Annotated in this window: 18 protein-coding genes; 3 read left to right on the forward strand and 15 right to left on the reverse strand. The window is 43.0% G+C overall.

Translation table 11 applies throughout. The features are described from left to right. Window positions 1–77: 77 nt before the first annotated feature. The 15 genes from IRB79_RS15145 to IRB79_RS15215 all read right to left on the reverse strand — a co-directional run bounded on the left by IRB79_RS15145 (window position 78) and on the right by IRB79_RS15215 (window position 14,348). Complete coding sequence (locus IRB79_RS15145; protein WP_243503290.1) at window positions 78–842, reverse strand: alpha/beta hydrolase; 765 nt, start codon at window positions 840–842, stop codon at window positions 78–80. A 163-nt stretch (window positions 843–1,005) separates the two neighbouring features. Further along, window positions 1,006–1,326: a hypothetical protein gene (locus IRB79_RS15150; RefSeq protein WP_243503291.1), complete on the reverse strand. Its 321-nt coding sequence runs from the start codon at window positions 1,324–1,326 to the stop codon at window positions 1,006–1,008. A 105-nt stretch (window positions 1,327–1,431) separates the two neighbouring features. Next, window positions 1,432–1,752 (reverse strand): VOC family protein, encoded by a 321-nt coding sequence (locus tag IRB79_RS15155; RefSeq protein WP_243503292.1) that lies wholly within the window; start codon window positions 1,750–1,752, stop codon window positions 1,432–1,434. A 12-nt stretch (window positions 1,753–1,764) separates the two neighbouring features. Continuing rightward, the gene (locus IRB79_RS15160) at window positions 1,765–2,550 is read right to left on the reverse strand and encodes an SDR family NAD(P)-dependent oxidoreductase (RefSeq protein ID WP_243503293.1); all 786 of its coding nucleotides are present in this window, start codon (window positions 2,548–2,550) and stop codon (window positions 1,765–1,767) included. A 15-nt stretch (window positions 2,551–2,565) separates the two neighbouring features. Then, a complete protein-coding gene (locus IRB79_RS15165) occupies window positions 2,566–3,075 on the reverse strand; it encodes an aromatic-ring-hydroxylating dioxygenase subunit beta (protein ID WP_243503294.1) in 510 nt (169 codons plus the stop codon). A 38-nt stretch (window positions 3,076–3,113) separates the two neighbouring features. Then, entirely contained in the window at window positions 3,114–4,421 is a 1,308-nt protein-coding gene (locus IRB79_RS15170; RefSeq protein ID WP_243503295.1) for an aromatic ring-hydroxylating dioxygenase subunit alpha, read from the reverse strand. A 94-nt stretch (window positions 4,422–4,515) separates the two neighbouring features. Beyond that, the gene (gene nadX, locus IRB79_RS15175; RefSeq protein ID WP_243503296.1) at window positions 4,516–5,298 is read right to left on the reverse strand and encodes an aspartate dehydrogenase; all 783 of its coding nucleotides are present in this window, start codon (window positions 5,296–5,298) and stop codon (window positions 4,516–4,518) included. Between the two features lie 12 nt (window positions 5,299–5,310). Further along, window positions 5,311–6,756, reverse strand: coding sequence for an aldehyde dehydrogenase family protein (locus IRB79_RS15180; RefSeq protein WP_243503297.1), 1,446 nt, complete (start codon window positions 6,754–6,756; stop codon window positions 5,311–5,313). 14 nt (window positions 6,757–6,770) lie between these two features. Next, the gene (locus tag IRB79_RS15185) at window positions 6,771–8,492 is read right to left on the reverse strand and encodes a thiamine pyrophosphate-binding protein (RefSeq protein ID WP_243503298.1); all 1,722 of its coding nucleotides are present in this window, start codon (window positions 8,490–8,492) and stop codon (window positions 6,771–6,773) included. Window positions 8,493–8,519: 27 nt separating this feature from the next. Continuing rightward, entirely contained in the window at window positions 8,520–9,311 is a 792-nt protein-coding gene (locus IRB79_RS15190) for an SDR family oxidoreductase (RefSeq protein WP_243503299.1), read from the reverse strand. A 23-nt stretch (window positions 9,312–9,334) separates the two neighbouring features. Further along, a complete protein-coding gene (locus tag IRB79_RS15195; RefSeq protein ID WP_243503300.1) occupies window positions 9,335–10,249 on the reverse strand; it encodes a VOC family protein in 915 nt (304 codons plus the stop codon). 166 nt (window positions 10,250–10,415) lie between these two features. Continuing rightward, a complete protein-coding gene (locus IRB79_RS15200) occupies window positions 10,416–10,952 on the reverse strand; it encodes a cupin domain-containing protein (protein ID WP_035329812.1) in 537 nt (178 codons plus the stop codon). Between the two features lie 147 nt (window positions 10,953–11,099). Beyond that, window positions 11,100–12,377: an MFS transporter gene (locus tag IRB79_RS15205; protein WP_243503301.1), complete on the reverse strand. Its 1,278-nt coding sequence runs from the start codon at window positions 12,375–12,377 to the stop codon at window positions 11,100–11,102. Window positions 12,378–12,670: 293 nt separating this feature from the next. Further along, on the reverse strand, window positions 12,671–13,453 hold the full coding sequence (locus tag IRB79_RS15210) for an IclR family transcriptional regulator (protein ID WP_048009273.1): 783 nt from the start codon (window positions 13,451–13,453) through the stop codon (window positions 12,671–12,673). A gap of 76 nt (window positions 13,454–13,529) precedes the next feature. Then, window positions 13,530–14,348, reverse strand: coding sequence for an alpha/beta fold hydrolase (locus IRB79_RS15215; protein ID WP_243503302.1), 819 nt, complete (start codon window positions 14,346–14,348; stop codon window positions 13,530–13,532). 262 nt (window positions 14,349–14,610) lie between these two features. On the opposite strand from IRB79_RS15215, the gene IRB79_RS15220 reads away from it, so the two are divergent. Genes IRB79_RS15220 through IRB79_RS15230 form a run of 3 tightly spaced genes read left to right on the forward strand, consistent with a single transcriptional unit; the run spans window position 14,611 to window position 17,748 of the window. Next, window positions 14,611–15,174, forward strand: a complete 564-nt coding sequence (locus IRB79_RS15220; protein ID WP_243503303.1) for a biotin transporter BioY — start codon at window positions 14,611–14,613, stop codon at window positions 15,172–15,174. A gap of 35 nt (window positions 15,175–15,209) precedes the next feature. After that, window positions 15,210–16,661 (forward strand): AMP-binding protein, encoded by a 1,452-nt coding sequence (locus tag IRB79_RS15225; RefSeq protein ID WP_243503304.1) that lies wholly within the window; start codon window positions 15,210–15,212, stop codon window positions 16,659–16,661. Next, a complete protein-coding gene (locus IRB79_RS15230; protein WP_243509433.1) occupies window positions 16,657–17,748 on the forward strand; it encodes an acetyl-CoA C-acyltransferase in 1,092 nt (363 codons plus the stop codon). The genes IRB79_RS15225 and IRB79_RS15230 overlap by 5 nt, the downstream gene beginning before the upstream one ends. Window positions 17,749–17,866: the final 118 nt, after the last annotated feature.

Here is a 17,866-nt window from a genome sequence, read left to right on the forward strand (position 1 = left end):
TAATACAGGCTGAATACCCTTTTCTTTTATACGGTGTCATGTTTAAAAAGTTTCATAACATGAAAAACAGCCTGTCCTTACACAAAGGACAAGCTGTCTGCTTGATTCTGCTGGATATACTGATGAGTTAAGTTAACAATCTTTTCTTTATCATGGTCCATGGATGCCACATGATAAGAGTTATAGAGAGATATAGCTTTCTTTTTCGCGGAGCCAATCTTCTCCAAAATAAAATCTGTACACTCTGCAGGTACAACATGATCTTCTATCGACTTAAAGCCTAATACAGGTGTTTTGATGGACGGCAATAAAACTGGTGTTCTTTCCATGATCTTCTGCAATTCGAAGATGGAGGGGACCGGAACTCTCCCGTACGTAATTTCCTCTACATCCTCTTTTTTAATATCAGGTGCACCTTCATCAATGTATCTGGGATTTGTTTTCCCCTTTAAATATTCATAACATGGAACCCGGAGAGCGGCATTTATTAACACAATACCTGCAATTTCCGGATATTTATTAGCCAGCCATAATGTCAATGCGCCACCCATCGATTGCCCTGCAGCATAAACATATGAGCATTTTTCTTTTAAAAATTGATAACCCTTTTCTGCTTCAGCAAACCAATCCTCATGAGAGGTTTTTTCCATATCTTTAAAATGTGTGCCGTGGCCTTTAAGCCTTGGAGCAAAGACGGTGTAGCCAAGCTTTGCAAATGACTCTCCCAAAAACCGCACACTCTGGGGAGTCCCAAGAAATCCATGTGTGATCAAAATCCCGATTTCACTGCCTTCATAATAAAAGGATTCTGCACCATTTAAAACTGGATAACGTTCTCTCATCACACTGTTCCTCCCTCAGAATTGATTAACCACATTATATAACCCACTATTCCGACCTGTCAACTTGTATTTAAAGGAATACAACCCCCCTAAAAAATAGGAGTGTGCCATTTAAGAATAGGTGCGGTCTGATTCTCAGTTTCTAATTTCAGAACTACCACGATCATGCCTCCCTATGTCTCATGAAATAAATTATTGGGCTCACGGCTCCCAGAATGACAATCACAAGGAACATCCAAAATCCGCTTCCTCCTCCCAACCCTAACTCATCGGCAAGAATGGCTTCAAAAAATAAAACCTGGCCAGATATTATGATTGAAAGAATGGCAAATGCCATAACCGTAAATCCGTTCAAGAAACCCTGCAAGGCTTTAGGAAGCCAAACAAGAACAAATAGAATTACAGCAATTAAAAGGAAACTGGAAATCACCGGCCTCAATAATGTAAAGGTTCCATCTGTTACAAAAGATTCGTAAGTGTACATAATTCCCCTAATTATTTCTAAATTAGTATTATTTTACAATTAAACAGGTGTTGATGCCACCCTAAAAAACGGCTGCACTATTATGTGCAGCCGTTCGGCCATTCTTTAATATCTCTCAAGTAATTCAATAATCACTTTAAATGTTGAGGTTGTATCCATATAGGCGTATTTGCCTTTCCCATTAAAAAAATTGCCAGTTTGTATGACAGGATATCCCATTCCTTCCAGCAATCTGATTTTTTCATCCAGGTTATCGACAACGAACGAAATATGATGGACACCTTCACCGTATTTCTCCAGATGTTCCTGCCAAGTACTTGGTGAATCACCTGGTTCGATTAATTCGATTTGTATGAAAGGTGTATTGATGAACATATATCTTGATTTACCTTCTGTTGGCTGACCTCTGAAAATAACCTGTGTCATTTCACTTGGGCCTCAGGATAAACCCCGTACAGCAAGTCCTCCATCACTGGAAATCACTTCGCCTGTTATGGCACGGGATTGATCAGAAGCAAGCAATAGATACGCTCCAACATGGTCCTCACTGGTCATGGCTATGCGAAGTGGATTCCGGGATTTAATGCTTTTCGCTTTCGCTTCCGGATCGACTGCTTTCACAAACCGCTTAAGCGGATGAATGACATTGAGTGCCGTCAATGTGCCGCCAGGGGCAACCGCGTTCACCCTGATATCCGGGGCTAATTCAAAGGCAAGCTGGCGCATTAAGCCGATTTGCGCGTGCTTGCTTGCTGTATACCAGACTCCGCCCCCGTCCGGGTAAAAGCCGGCTCCGGAAACCGTGAAAATCATATTTCCATTTGTTTTTTTCAATTCTTCGACAGAAGCTTTTGCACCATTAAAATAACCTTTGACATTAATAGTAAATAACAGGTCATAGGCATCTGACATGGCCTCTGGTGTTACTTCGCTAAATTTGGCAAACCCGTCGAATACGCCGGCATTGGCAACGAACATATCCAGCTTTCCCGTCGCTTCCACAGCAGCTTCAATGGCGTGAATGTGATCCTCGTATTGAGTGACGTCCCCTTCCATGCATAGAACACGATCACCGAATTCCTTTTTCAATTGCTCGAGGCCAGCTGCTGACTTATCCAGCACCGTTACAAAGGCTCCTTCCTGTATAAAAGCCTCTGTAACAGCCTTGCCAATGCCAGAGGCGCCCCCGGTCAAATAGACTGATTTTCCGCTAAGCTGTGCCATAGTGAACGTTCCTCCTTATACAAAAATAGCAAGATTTCTGGTATTGAGTGTTGTCTGATCGACAATGAAAACCCTCTTGGACAATTTCCAGACGCCCTCTTCATATACAAATTCATCACGGCGCTCACCAGAGATCAGATCATGATGGATGTCTGTACTGCGGCTGCGATAGATTAGAAGATAACTATTTACAGATGCTTTTTCATTCGGCACATAATCTATCAGTTTCACATTGCTTACATAGCGGCGGGTGCGTGAAGGCGGAATTTCTGCCCAGGCATAATCCGTTTTTAACCGTTCGACTCTCAGGCTCAGCAACTCTATATCATCATTAAATGAAAACATATCTGCCGCATAATCCGGCCTTTCAGTGCCTTCTTTATTGACACGTACAGGCATTTGATAAATCAGGGATGAATGCATAAGGCTGAACCAGCCATCAAAATCAATATGATCAAGCAGCTCAGCTTCTCTGTAGAGCCATTGTTCAAATTCATAGGTTGCGAGCATTTTCTCTAAACTCATTCTGTATTCCCCCATTTCCAGGCATCGTTCCAGTTTACTTAAGCGTTCATGAGATCAAGCCAATAGCGATAGAAGTTCCTTTGATTTGCTTCAGAAAACTTATCATCGTAGACAACACCAGGACCGATGAAATCACTGACCGGTTCACGGTGCATCCCCATCGTATAATTGTAAACAAGTTCTTTCATAAAAGGCATTGGACCTGATGCGGCAGCGGTTATGTCAGTAAATACTTCTGTATCATCCTGCTCGAAAATGCCTGAAGGGCTAAACGTTAAAATGAAAGAATCCCTTGAACGTTTCTTCCAGTCCTCTTCCGCATTTTTCTCTACCAGGAACCAGGCGATCACTTCCATTTTATCAGGCCCAATTGGCCTCCACATCCGAACGGTTGTATTCGAAATCAGCTGCCCTTTCACTTTTGTATGCGAAATGAGGAAGCTAAGGTTTGGAAAGATGTTTCCGATCATATTTTTCAGATTGGCCAGCACATCATATTGTTCATCTGTTAAATTAGATTTATATTCAGATTTCAGCTCTTCAGGGAATGCGAAGTCAGGATTAGGAGTACCCAGATTTAAACCATGCCCGTTCATTGTGTGGATCTGGTATCCCTTTTTAGAATATGTTGCACTGGGCACCATGCCCAATTTTGCAATGGATCCATGAGTGACCATTGTGTGGTAGGAATCGCCGACAAAGTTATCTGCTCCTACCTTCCAGTTTGAATGGATGATGAATCTTTGCGGAGGGCCGACGACTTCCATTTCAGCACGTCCGGCTAAAATGTCCAAATACCATTTGAAATCGCCGAGGAAATCTGAAAGAGACTCAGCTTCTTCATTCCAGGTTCCAAAAATAAGGCCTTTATACGATTCAATCCTTATTTTGTGGAGTCCCAGCTTGGACTTATCCAGGTCAGTGCCATAAATATCCTTCTGCAGAGGCACTCCAATCAGATCACCATTGTTTTTAAAATTAAATCCATGATAAGGACAAACAAATGAAGATTTATTTCCTTTATCAGCACGGCATAATTTCATCCCGCGGTGTGTGCACATATTGTAAAAGCCGCGGATTTCATTCTCTGAATCTCTTGTAATAATAATCGAGTATCCTGCTAAATCTCTTAACATATAATCATTTTTATTTGGGATTTCTGATTCATGGCCAATAAAAAGCCAGGTTTTCATAAACACCTTTTTATGCTCAATATCGTAAATCTTAGGATCTGCGAGGATAAAGGCAGGAATGGATCCAGCCTCAGGCTGGACTGTTTCGTTTAAGTAGCCGATTGTTTCTTTTTGGGTCATTTCTTCTAAGTTCTTAGTTGTCGTTTTAATCATATGTAAATTCCCCCTTCGTCTTAAAATAAGCTTCTCCAAGGAGCGAGGAAAAGAATAAACTATTCTCTTCCTGCTATAGCACCAAACTCACATCTCATCCAACCCGGATCAATTCATCCCTATTCTTCAATGAAGCCAGGATGCTTAGAGCTGCGAGGTAGCTTGTCTTTGGATTATTAGGCATCGGGTCATTTTCGACTTGAAGCGATAGCTTTCCGAAAGAACCTGCTGCCTCAATCGTATGGCTATTTATCCTTACTGCTGGATCGGATATGATTTTAACTCCGGTATTCTCGGCACCTAATCCCGCGAGAGACAAGATAATGGAAACATTGATATTCTTAGGGAATAATCTAATGGCTTCGGCGGCAGAACCCTCAAAAAGCACATTTTCCCTATCAAGAGGGGCACCAGGAAGTGCCTGAGGAGGCTTCCTGGTGATAATGGAGACAGAATCCAGCTCACCAATCGATTTGGCTGCTTTTAAAACATCCAATCCGCCGATTGCCCCTGATGGCAAGTGAATTTTCGTATTATTTAAGATGCAAATTTCTTCAAGGCACTTATAAAATTCCTGGTCTGCCAATGCTCCAACACTGCTGACAACCAGATCTTTCCCAGAAAGCAAAATGGAAGCAGCATACTCTTCTACAGCCTCAACAGTGGCCGCTTCAATGACCAGGTCCGCATCGGATTTTAAAAGGGATTCCACGTCTGCAAAGATTTCCGCTTTAAATTCACGTGATAGTTCCTTTGCCTGTTCCTGGCAGCGGGTATGAAGGCCAATAATTTTCGCATTTGGTATTAAGCAGTCTTTATTAATGCTTTGAAGCAGGAACCTGCCTATATTCCCGCCTCCTATTAAGGCTAATTTCATATCGGTATCCCCCTAATTGGCAAAACCATAGGAATCTGCAAAAAACTCCAGGCCGCAATGCCGCGTTTCACGTGAAAGTCCGCTTTCCTTTAGGCCCGGGAAGTCCAGATGGAGATCCTGAAAAACGGTATGATTATTATGGAAAACGGCGCCGGCCTCTAACCGGTCTGCAAATTTAATCGCTTTGGATTCATCTTCTGTCCAAACAGAAGCCCTTAAACCAAATTCACTGTCATTTGCAAGGCTGATTGCTTCTTCTTCCTCTTTAAATGGAAGGATCGGAATGACAGGCCCAAACTGTTCAGCACGAACAATTTCACTTTTCTGATCTGCGCCGGTGATGATTGCAGGCAGTATGTAATAGCCTTTGTCCCAGGACTCTGGATCGAGCTGAATCCCTCCAGTGATGACTGTGGCACCGGATTTTCTGGCACGTTCGAGCAGGCCATTCACATATTCGTATTGAGCCTTATTGTTCAAAGGCCCCATCTCCGCATCAGGCTGAATGCCGTTTCCAACCTTAATATGCTGAAATTCTTTTCTAAGCTTTTCTACTAGCTCCCCGTATCGTGATTCATGAACATATATCCTTTTAATGGCTGAGCACACCTGGCCAGCTGCCCGAAGAACACCGAAACGCAGGCGTTTAATAGCGCTTTCATCCAGATTTGCATCTTCGAGAATAATAGCCGCATCATTCCCGCCAAGCTCCATGTAGACATTTTTCACTGTGCCTGAAGCAGCCCGCATGATTTCTTTCCCAGTCTCGGTACTGCCGACAAACGCAATCGTTCGGATTCGAGCATCCGAGCAAAGCTTATTGCCAATAACTCCACCTGAACCAGTTACTACATTAATGACTCCTTCAGGGAAATAAGAAGCTACTGTCTTGAGGAATGACATGATCGTTAGCGGACAGCTCGTCGCCGGCTTTACAACGACTGTGTTTCCGGCAAGAACAGCTGGGATCACCCGCTTAAACGTAAGGATCATTGGTGAATTCCATGGAGAGATCACCGCAGTTACCCCACGGGGACGCTTGCGGATTTGGACCTTCTGGGAACCGGGAATGGATTGAGGCTTCCACCATTCCAGCAGCTCTTCGGCAGCTTCCTTCATAATATCGACACAGCGCAGAAGGTCTTTTTTCGCTTCCACCAACACTTTTCCATTTTCTCGGATCAGCAAAGTTACGTTCTCTTCGACACTTGCTTTAATCTCGTCGGCAGCCAGCTTCATCCGGTTTGCCCGGTCCTCAATCTCACTTCCCGACCAGGTTCCGAAAGCCTTTGCTGCAGCAGAAATGGCCAATTCAACCTGTTCTTCTGTACACAATGCAACTTCGCCCACAACTTCCTGATGATCAGCAGGATTAAGAACATGGGCTGTATTTTCTGCCTGGATCCACTCTCCAGCTATTAAATATTTTCCTGAAACAAATGGATAAGTCGAAATCACCACAAATCACTCCCTTACAACTTTTTCGGTTTGAAAGCTTCCGCCGCACCAGGAGGCCCTCCGAATGGTTTCGCCATTGGCCCGACTGCTTCCATATCCACTACGATCATGGATGGTTTTCTCCTGTCTATTGCCTTCTCCAGCTCGGACGCGAATTCTTCCGGAGAACCGATTTGCGCAGAAGCAAATCCCATGGACTGAGCCAGCAAAACGAAATCAGGGCTAACTAAATCGACCGCTACCTGACGTCCATAGGCCGCATCCTGAATATTTCGGAGAACACCATATCCTGCATCATCAAACAGGATGACGATGATCGGAAGGCTTTCCTGTACTGCAGTTGCCATTTCACCCACATTGACCATGAAGCCGCCATCTCCAGCTAATAAAACAACTTGTCTATCCTTACATCCCATTTGTGCTCCGATTGCAGTCGGCAAGCCTTGGCCAATCCCTCCGCCTGAAGCATGAATGGATGTACGCGGCTGATATATTTCAAATAATCGGCTGCCCCAGACATTTGCCTGTACCGTAACGTCACGCACCATTACAGTATCCCGCGGGAGCAATTTACGCATAGCATCAGCTATTTTTTCATATGGTCCAAGCGTTGCTCTCAACTGAAGACGCAGTTCTTTCCTTACTGATAGCACTTCTTCCAAATATTCTTCGGAAGGCGCAAATGTTTGCTTAGCCAATTCTTCATTTACCTTTCTTAATATAAGCTTAGCATCACCTGCCAGCCCAATGGCGGCGGCATAATTACGGTTCATTGCCTGCATATCAGCATCAATGCTGATATGATTTTCAGGAACTTCTATTTTCCAGTTGGAGGTTTCATTCCCTCTAAATCTGACTCCAATGCTGATCAGAAGATCCGATTTCTTCACTAAATCTTTTGTTAATTCAAATGATGCAAAGTGGCCAATACATTGAGGATGATCCTCCGGAATGCTGCCCTTGCCTGATTGGCTCGTAATAACGGCTGCCCCGATTCTTTCCGCAAGCTCCTGCACTTCTTTGGAAGCCCCAGAGCTAATGACGCCCCCTCCTGCCCAAATGACCGGGCGGCGGGCCTGGCTGACTTTGGTTATCGCCTCTTTTGGAAGATACGATATGGAGCTGTTTTCCTGTACTGAAACATTCACTTCTTCCAATGAATAATCCGGTATAATCGCAGATTGGAAATCGATTGGGATTTCTACTGAAACAGGGCCTGAAGGTGCAGCAGCAGCTTCCTTAATCGCTTGCCTGATAACCGCTGCTGCCTGTTCAGGCCTTCTTAGCCGCATAGCTTTTTTGCAAGAACCCTCCATGATAGACAGCTGGTCTTTACATTCGTGAATATAGCCTCTGCCAGTTCCCAAATAGGGGGATGCAACCTCACCTGTTAAATGAAGGACCGGAACCCCCGCTGCCCATGACTCAATCAGTGAACCCGCTGCGTTTCCTGCGCCAGTTCCCGTACTCGTGATGACTACTCCCATTTTTCCTGTCGCACGGGCATAACCATCTGCCATATTTGCCGCACCGCTCTCCCCGCGCGAGCATACCAGATGAATACTTCCATCACGGAGGATGGCATCATAAATCGGCATATTATGAATGCTTACAATTCCAAATGCCACCTCAACACCAGCACGGACGAGTTCCTTCACTACTGCATCTGCTGCAGTAAATTCCATTTGCTCATTTGCTATTACCGGTGCAATTTCCAATTGTTCCTGTTGGCTCATCCTAATCATTCCTGCCTTTGCTTGATATTAAAGCGCTTTCCCCAGCGCTCCAGCTGTTTCAATGGTTGATCCTGAAACATAACTTGCCTGCTTTGAAGCTAAAAAGAGAATGACACTGGCTACTTCTTCTGCTTCTCCAACCCTGCCCAGCGGAATCTTCCGCTTTGCTGCAAGATCTTTGTAATATTCCTCGGCATCCATATCAGGTGCATTTTTCAATCGTCTGCGTTCCCACTGGTCTGTACGGATTAATCCAAGACTTACGGAGTTGACCAGGATATTGTCTGATGCAAGCTCTTGGGAAAGCGTTTTACTTAAGTTTAGAAGACCTGCCCTTGTAGCAGCTGTAGCAACCATATGTCTTTCAGGTTCCTTTGCCAGCGTGGCATTAATATTAATGATTCTTCCGCCTCCGCTCTTCACCAAATATGGATGAACAGCACGTACCGCATGGATAATGGCAAAATATTTTAACTGAATCTGCTCCTGCCATTGCTCATCTGTAATATCGAAGAAATGGCCCATAACACTTTGTCCGGCTGCATTAATTAAGATATCAATTCCTTCAAGCCGGGATGCTGCTGAATCGATAAAACGATTAACATCCTCTTTATTAGTTACATCACAAGTGGCGGCAAAGATCGATTCCCGGGATCCGAAATGCAATAAATGGTCAAATGCTTTATCCTTCCTCTCTGCATTCCTGCCGCATACCGCCACATTTGCACCTTCCTGAAGGAACATTTCTGCTGTTTTGAGGCCTACTCCTGAAGTCCCGCCCATTATGACTGCTGTTTTTCCTTTTAAACCAAAGTCCATCACGATACCCCTTTCAAATATCTTTAGGTTAATGCATTCACGTTAACCCAGCCTGGGTCAGGCTTTCCGCCCATCGCTGCACGTGCTTCAGGTTTTGGAGGTCCGGCTATTCCCCATTGATCCATCAGGTGTGGAACTCTTTTCCATACTCGAGCCACCCATTCTTCCTCATCTTCAATGGTTTCGAGATAACAAGTGTATTCCATGACAAATTTGGCAGGATCCTGGAAGTAACAGAAGATGTTATTTCCCGGTCCATGGCGTCCAGGCCCCCAAAGCTCCTGATAACCTGCTTTCCTGACGTTTGAAATCCCCCGCATGACTTCGTCCACTGTGTCTACCTCATAGGCAATATGATTGACAGATGCATGCTGGTCCTGGTTGAAGGCAAGTGAGTGATGCTTCCTGTTGCAGCGGAGGAAAGACATCTGGTGTTCGCTCCAATCAGTAACCTTAAATCCTAAAACATTAGTATAAAAATCTGTAATCATATCCAGGTCCGCCGTATTCATGACAACATGATTCAGCTTCACCGGATCTACATTCTTCTTATTCCAGATTGTCGTGTGCATTTCCACCCATGCTGAAAGTTCAATGCATCGGTTTTCAGGATCAGCAAAGCGAAGCCCGTAGCCTTTACCTTCTTCATCTAAATAGCCCGGCGGTGAAATAACCGGTATACCTTTGGAAGCCAGAATTTCCGCAGCCCTGTCAACGGCGTTCTTATCAACCATTCCAAATGCAATATGGTGAAGCCCCGCTTTTTCTCCCCGCTTCAAATGTAAAATATGATTCTCTGAACCAGCACCCCTGAAATAGACAGAATCCCCATCTTCGGATACCTTATCAAGACCCCAAATCTTCTCGTAAAACTCAGCCTGCTCCTCAAGAACTGGAGTAATAAGACTAATGTGCCTCAAGTGAGTAATGCCTAACATCCCATGCACCTCCAAAATAATAGATTTACAATCGTCCAATCAAAGGCTCGCGCCATGTGGAACAGGAAACATTTTTTGTTAAAGGAACCGGGATGACCCGGCAAATTTATGTGTTAGCGGTCCATCCCGGTTATATTTATTAGATTGCTAGTTTGCTTGAAAACGATTATTTTCCGTTGATAATGGCTTCTCTTTCTTTCGCACGCTGAATGCGCAGCTCCTCAAGAGCACTTCCTTTCGGATATGTAGGAAGATTTGGTTTTACGGCACCAAGCATAACCAGCATTAACGCTTCTTCATCGCCATCATTATGAATGCCGCGGTACACTCCTGGTGGAGAACTGATGCAATCGCGCTCATTCAGACGAATTTCATGAACTTCTTCCTTGCCTACTTCCTGGATAAGAGCCTTTACACTCCCTTTAAGAATAAAGAATACTTCTTCCACATCATCGTGAAGATGAAGAGGTCCAACACATCCAGCTGGAAGGACCATCGTGCTGAGTGTGAAATGCTCCGCTGCAATCACATTTGAATCATTATTCGCTGTAGCTCCGCGGCCAATATATCTCATTTGCGCCCTTTTGTACTTTGGATCAATTTCTTCCTGAAACTTAAGAACGTTCCAGTCCAAGGATCGATCTTCAAGCCTTGCTACATATTTTTTTTCAAAAGCCTGCACGTCAAATTTTTCAGCTGACATTTATTATCACTCCTAATTCTCCAGTATGTTTTATATACAAAACAATGTTTTACTTACAGGTTAATAATAAATCCCAATATTTAATATGTCAATTAAAAATATTGAGAAAAATTAAATTATTGAAACTTTGTTTTAAATATAAAACTATTATACAATTACTTTTCTATTTGGAGGAATCTGTTCTATCCGAAGCTCCGCTGCCTCTTTTTTGATTGTGAATATATAAGCTATGAAGCCCAGGCTCGCTGCAATAATAAGCATAACAATAGATGGGCCAAAATCCCCGCCTGCAAGGTCTCTCATCCATCCCATGATATAGCTTGAAAAACCGCCTAAAATATTTGTGAATCCCATAAGACCAGCAGCACGCCCTGCTGTTTCCGGGGTCGAAAATTTTACGATAAATAAATTGCTTAAATGGAAGACCCCGCCTTGAGTTCCCATTGCGAGTCCCATACAAATACCAGCCAGAACCGGATGTGGTGCAAAAATAGCTGCTGTTAAGAAGACTGCCGTTAAACTGAACAGAATCGTAGCCAGCAAGCTTGGACGTCTTGTTTTGTCTGCCAAAAATCCGCAGGATAATACAAAGCCTAGAGCAAACAGCCAGGATAATGAGGTAATCCCCGTCATTGCTTCTCTTGAGAAACTTTTCGCCTCAACGAGATAAGTAGGCAGCCAAATGCTGATTCCGAAAAACAAAAACGATGACATTAACATGCCAAACCAAACGATCCAATAGCGGTAGTCCTGTGCAAAGCTTTTCTTTGGTTTTTCAGTGCCATCAGACTTTCGGATATACGCAAGCTCTTCCTTATCAATTGCATAATGTTCTTCAGGAGTATCCCGAGTAAGGAACCAGAACATTGGAATAACAATAAATAGATTAAAAGCAGCCAAGAAGAAAAACGCAGTTTCCCAATGGAAGGTCGCAAGCACTAAAGTCAATATAACGGCACCACAGGCAGGTCCGAAATAATTGCCCGCGAGCCAGGTAGACTGTGCCCGGCCAAGTTCCCGCTGGTTAAACCAATTTGAAATGAATTTTCCGCAAACCGGAATCATCATCCCTTCACCGAATCCAAGAATTACCCTGCTGATTAAAAACATCTCATAGGAAGTTGCCAAACCGCCTGCAATCATGGTCGCAGTCCAAATTAACAGCCCGAATACAGCCGTTTTCCGCGGACCTGCTTTATCAATAACAAAGCCCCAGAAAATGTTTGAAACGGCGTAAGAGATTGTAAAGATAAATGTTATTAAGCCAATTTTGGCATTTTTGTCTGCCCCTGTTAGCCCCAGATCACTAAGGAAGCCAGGATCCGTTTGAATAACCGAGATTCCCAGTTTATCAATTTGTCCAAAAAACCAGAAAAAGAATATAGGCACAGCAATATAGAGCCATCTTTTGTTCCCTTTCAGCATTTGTGATCCCCTTTCAAGAAACATATTCATTTTTTGTAACCGCTTTCAATTACATTCGATTCTCAAATATTATACTTCATAAGAAAATTTTTTTTTGGTGGTATTTTTTGCCCTCCTTTCAGCAATTCTATGTTTTACATATAAAACAATGTTTACCACTTATTAATAGTGTAAAGTTTTTCGAAAATTGAGTCAATATTAAATTTCAATTTGTTTTATTTACTAAAAGACGTTTTATATACAAAACAAAAAAGCTTGCAGCAGCTGCAAGCTTTTAACAATTCTTTCTATTCTTATAGATGATATCCCATATAGCCTGATAACTTTTTTGAAATCTCAAGCACTTTAGGCAGCGCTACTTGTTCAATAAACTCATCATGGAATGTTGTCTCTGTTGCTACAACATTAATAGCAGCCATAATGCTGCCAGTTTTATCAAATATGGGTGCGGCTACTGATTGAATACCATGGTGAAGTTCTCCTTTTGTAATGGAGTATCCATTTCCCCTGATTATTTCAATTTCATTTTGAAAATCAGCCAAGGATGTTTTTGTCCGATCCGTATACGGCTTCAATTCAGATCCATAAAAAAGCTGTTTCAGCTTTTCCTGCGGCTGATAGGCAAGCAGCAATTTTCCATTTGCTGTTGCATGAGCTGGAAGCCTCAGTCCGATATTGACATTAATAGCAGATACACCTCTGACAGGAGCACTGCCAACATACACCACTTCATTCCCATCCAGAATAGATAAATGGCAGGAAGCACCTGTTTCATCTCTTAATGTTTCCAAATAAGGCTGGGCAATTTCCGGAAGCTTTAACGTACTTAAGTAGGAAAAGCCCAATTCTAATACCTGGGGCGTTAAACTATATCTTTTTGAGTTTTCGTCCTGGTCAAGATAACCAAGCGATTGGAGAGTATACAATAATCGATACGGGACTGTTCGGCTAACATTCAATTCTTTTGCAATTTCAACCAGTGACAGAGTTGGACGCTCTTCATTAAAGAGCTTTAAGATTTCCAGCCCCCGTACCAGAGCATTGGCATTATACCGCTCTTTCTCCTCTTTTGCCATGCAAGTCACCCCCTGTTTACATTTTTACTAACATATTAACAAAACCAGGATAGAAATAGGAAATATTTCTCTATGGTTACCTTTCTGCTAATTCTTCTTTTTTGTATGCTCCCTGCAGGAAATTCAAAATAAGGGCATTAAAATAGTCCGGATTCTCCTGATAGCATAAATGCCCTGTTTTCGGAATGGTTTTCAGAATTGAATTAGGGATATTCTGATGGAAAATTTCTGATTCGCTTACAGGAGTCACCTTATCCAATGCCCCGCAAATAACAAGGACAGGAACTGGAATGGAAGGCAAAATATCCATTTGATTTAAATTTGAAAGTGAAAAGGCCACAGAGCGATAGCCCATCGGCCTCACCTGGGACATGATACGTTCTGCTTCCTTCTTTACTTCTGGATCGGGGATTGGGGCAAGAAGTTCTTTTACCCTTATTTGAGCCAACTCCTTTGGATCCAATGTGTCAATATTATGTAAGCGGTTCTTAAGCTTTCTTTCGTTTTCTTCCTGACTTTGCCCCGCGGCACCGCGAGTGGCATCGGCAATGATCAGCCTGGTCACCATATCAGGATAACGGCTGCAGAAATCAAGAGCAATGGCTGAACCCATTGAATGGCCTAAAAGATTAACAGATTTATAATGCAAACCATCAATAAAGCCCTTTAAAACATCAGCAAATTCGCTGAACTGTGTAAATTCAACTTTAGGATCAGAGCTCTTGCCATAACCTGGCGCATCCCAGGCAATAACAGTAAATTCCTTACTCAGCCCTTCCAGCTGCTTTTTCCAGGATTGTGAATTGTTTCCCAGCCCATGAAGAATAACAAGCGGCTCACCATTTCCTTCGACTTCATAATGAATAGTTAAATCATTCACATCAACAAATGGCATCTTCTAACCTCCACATATGTTTGTTTTGTAAGTAAAACATCGTTTTGGTTAACCTAATCATAAATCATATTCTGGAATAGTCAACTGAATAATCAAAATATAATTTATATCCGTTAAATCATAACCCTGAGGATTTAGTTAACACCTTATCAGAATCAGCCTATAAACAATTGTAAACTGTACTGCATATCAGGTTGACAAACTTTTATGTAAACCATAGAATAAAACCAGTTAACCTATTAATCTGAATTGGAGAGGTATTATGAAAGTTAAAGAGATGACATACGTGGCATTATTTGCGGCTGTGATGGGAGCACTCGGTCTTGTTCCTCCTATCATGCTATCATTTACACCCGTTCCGATTACCTTGCAGACACTTGGAGTCCTTTTGGCCGGCGGTATTCTGGGCGCAAGGCTTGGCGGAATCAGCATGGCAGTCTTTTTACTCATGGTTGCTGCCGGTGCACCATTATTATCGGGAGGCCGCGGCGGCATTGGTGTTTTCTTCGGGCCAAGTGCAGGGTATTTGATTGCCTATCCGCTTACAGCATTTTTTATAGGCTATTTACTCTCACGCTTCAAGACGTTAAAATTAAAGAATATCTTACTCATAAACCTGACTGCTGGAATATTCCTAATCTACCTATTCGGCATTCCTGTACAGGCATTTATGATGAACATTCCTTTGACTGATGCGATCAAATTAAGCCTTGTTTATATCCCTGGAGATGTGTTAAAAGCGACTCTCGCCTCATTCCTGGTATACAGGCTGCTTAAGCATCCGATAATCAATAAGCAATTTTCTAAATCTCTGGAGACACTTTAAGGTGTCTCCTTTTCCATAAGGAGAGGAACAACCCGTTGACCAATATAACATCCAATATAAAAAAACTCGCCGAAGAATCTCCGAAGAAAGCAGCAATCATTACGAAAAACCAAACTTTAAACTATAAAGAGTGGAGCACTCTGCTATGCAAAACGGCTAATTGGTTTGACTCCGTTTCTTTGTCCAATAAAATTGTCGGATTCCTTCTGCCAAATGGGATTCCCTTTCTGCAATTATTCACAGGTGCCTCCATGGCTGGATGGACAGCTGTTCCTTATGACTTAAAATGGAAAGCCGATGAACTTAAAAAGAGGATCGAGATATCCCCCCCTTCTGTTGTGATTACAGTTAAAGAATACTATGACCAAATTGCCCGCTTGCACCCTTTCGTCCTCATATGGGAGGATGCTTTTGAGAATATCGTCGGACAAAGCCCTACATATTACATCGATTCAGAAAGTAACCTTCCATTTTATATGGGATTTACTTCCGGTACGACCGGAAGCCCTAAAGCGTTTATCCGCTCCCATAAATCCTGGGCGGCTAGCTTCAATATTAACTATCATGATTTTAAAATGAATGAGAAGGAAAACGTCCTGATTCCAGGTGCACTTATCCACTCTCATTTTTTGTATGGTGCTGTCAGTACGCTATGTACGGGCGGAACAGTTCACCTGCTCGATAAATTCAGTGCAGCCCAGGCCCTCTTATGTATTGAGGAGCGGCCAATCACCGCAATTTATACGGTTCCGACGATGGTGTCAGCTATTTTAAAAGAAAAAAGAATCATAGAGAAGCCAATCAAAATTATTTCTTCAGGTGCAAAATGGGACGAAACTTCAAAACTAGAAATCAGCAAAGTATTTCCAAGCCTTTCCATGATCGAATTTTATGGAGCCAGTGAATTAAGTTATGTAACGTTTCTTGCAGATGAGCAGAAATCAGGATCAGTCGGCAAGCCATGCCATGGTGTTGAAATCGAAATCAGAGGAACAAGCGGAGAACATCTGGCTCCCTATGAAATTGGTAAAATATACGTCAGGAGCGACCTCATTTTCGATGGTTACCTATTAAATGACACAATACATTCCATAAAGGATAAAAATGGATGGGCAACCGTCGATGATATGGGCTATGTTGATGATGAAGGATATTTATACATCAGCGGGCGGGAAAAGAACATGATTTTATATGGCGCCATTAATATCTTCCCTGAAGAAATTGAAAAAGTGATTATCCTGCATCCTGCTGTCGAGGAGGCTGCTGTGATTGGGATGGAGGATCCATATTGGGGCCAAATAGCAGTAGCGATTATTAAAGGCAAAACGGATGCCCTTGAGTTAAAACGCCTTTGCAAAAATCATCTAGCCTCCTACAAAGTACCGCGCAAATGGATCTTCATTGAAGAAATGCCCTACACAGCCGGCGGAAAAATTGCCCGTGCCCAGCTGAAGGAATCCATCGAAAGAAAGGTGATTAGCCATTAAGAAAGCAGTGATTGTACAGGCAAAAAGAACACCTATTGGAAAAGTAAATGGCATGCTTAAGGACTATGAGCCTCATGAACTTGCTGCCCCGCTTCTGAATTATCTGGCTGAAGGTTTAGAAGAAAAAATTGATGACGTCATTTTGGGAAATGTCGTGGGACCTGGCGGGAATGTAGCCCGCTTGTCAGCATTGGAAGCAGGACTCCCTCTGTCTGTTCCGGGCTTAACCCTGGACAGGCAATGCAGTGCCGGTCTTGAAGCCATTCGATTGGCATGCTATTACATCCAGGGAGGTGCCGGGACTTGTTATATAGCGGGTGGTACGGAAAGTGCCAGCACCTCACCCTTTTCCAAAAGGGCCCGCTTCTCCCCGGACAAAATCGGAGACCCCGATATGGGTGCAGCAGCGGAAAATGTAGCCGAGAAATACAACATATCACGGGAAAGTCAGGATACATATGCACAATTGAGCTATGAACGGAGCTGGAAAGCTTTTGAAAAGGGACTGCTGGCAGATGAAATGATCCCAATTGGAAGCCATCTGCATGATGAAGAGTTTTTTAGAAAAAGAAAAATGGATACCCTTCTAAAACGTGCAAAGCCTATATTTAAAAGGGATGGCACTGTAACAGCAGCTAATAGCTGCGGCATCCATGACGGGGCATCTGCTGTGCTGGTGATGGAGGAAGAAACAGCAATTAAAAATGGATACAGGCCAATTCTGCGTTTTGCCGATAGTGCAGCAGCTGGTGTACACCCCAACTATCCGGGATCTGCGCCTGTCCCAGCAATACAAGCAATCCTGGAAAGAAATTATTTAACGATTGACGATATTGATTTAATAGAAATTAATGAAGCATTCGCTTCAAAAATTGCAGCATGCGCCAATGAGCTTTCAATTCCATATGAAAAACTGAATGTTAATGGAGGTGCTCTAACAATTGGCCACCCTTACGGAGCTTCAGGTGCTGTGATGGTTACAAAATTATTTTATGATGTCCAGAGAAGACCTCCTTCCAAATATGTATTAGCTGCCATTGGAAGCGGAGGAGGCGTAGGAGTAGCCGTTTTGTTTGAAGGGGTATAATAAAACTGTAAGTTAGCCTGGAGTAGTGTTATTCCAGGTTTTTTCGTACAATCACCGTAAATTCGACACATTAGCACAAAGATACCACCTGCTAGTACATAGCTATTCGACACATATC

Source organism: Cytobacillus oceanisediminis (assembly GCF_022811925.1).
In the GTDB taxonomy this organism is placed as follows: domain Bacteria; phylum Bacillota; class Bacilli; order Bacillales; family Cytobacillaceae; genus Cytobacillus; species Cytobacillus oceanisediminis_D.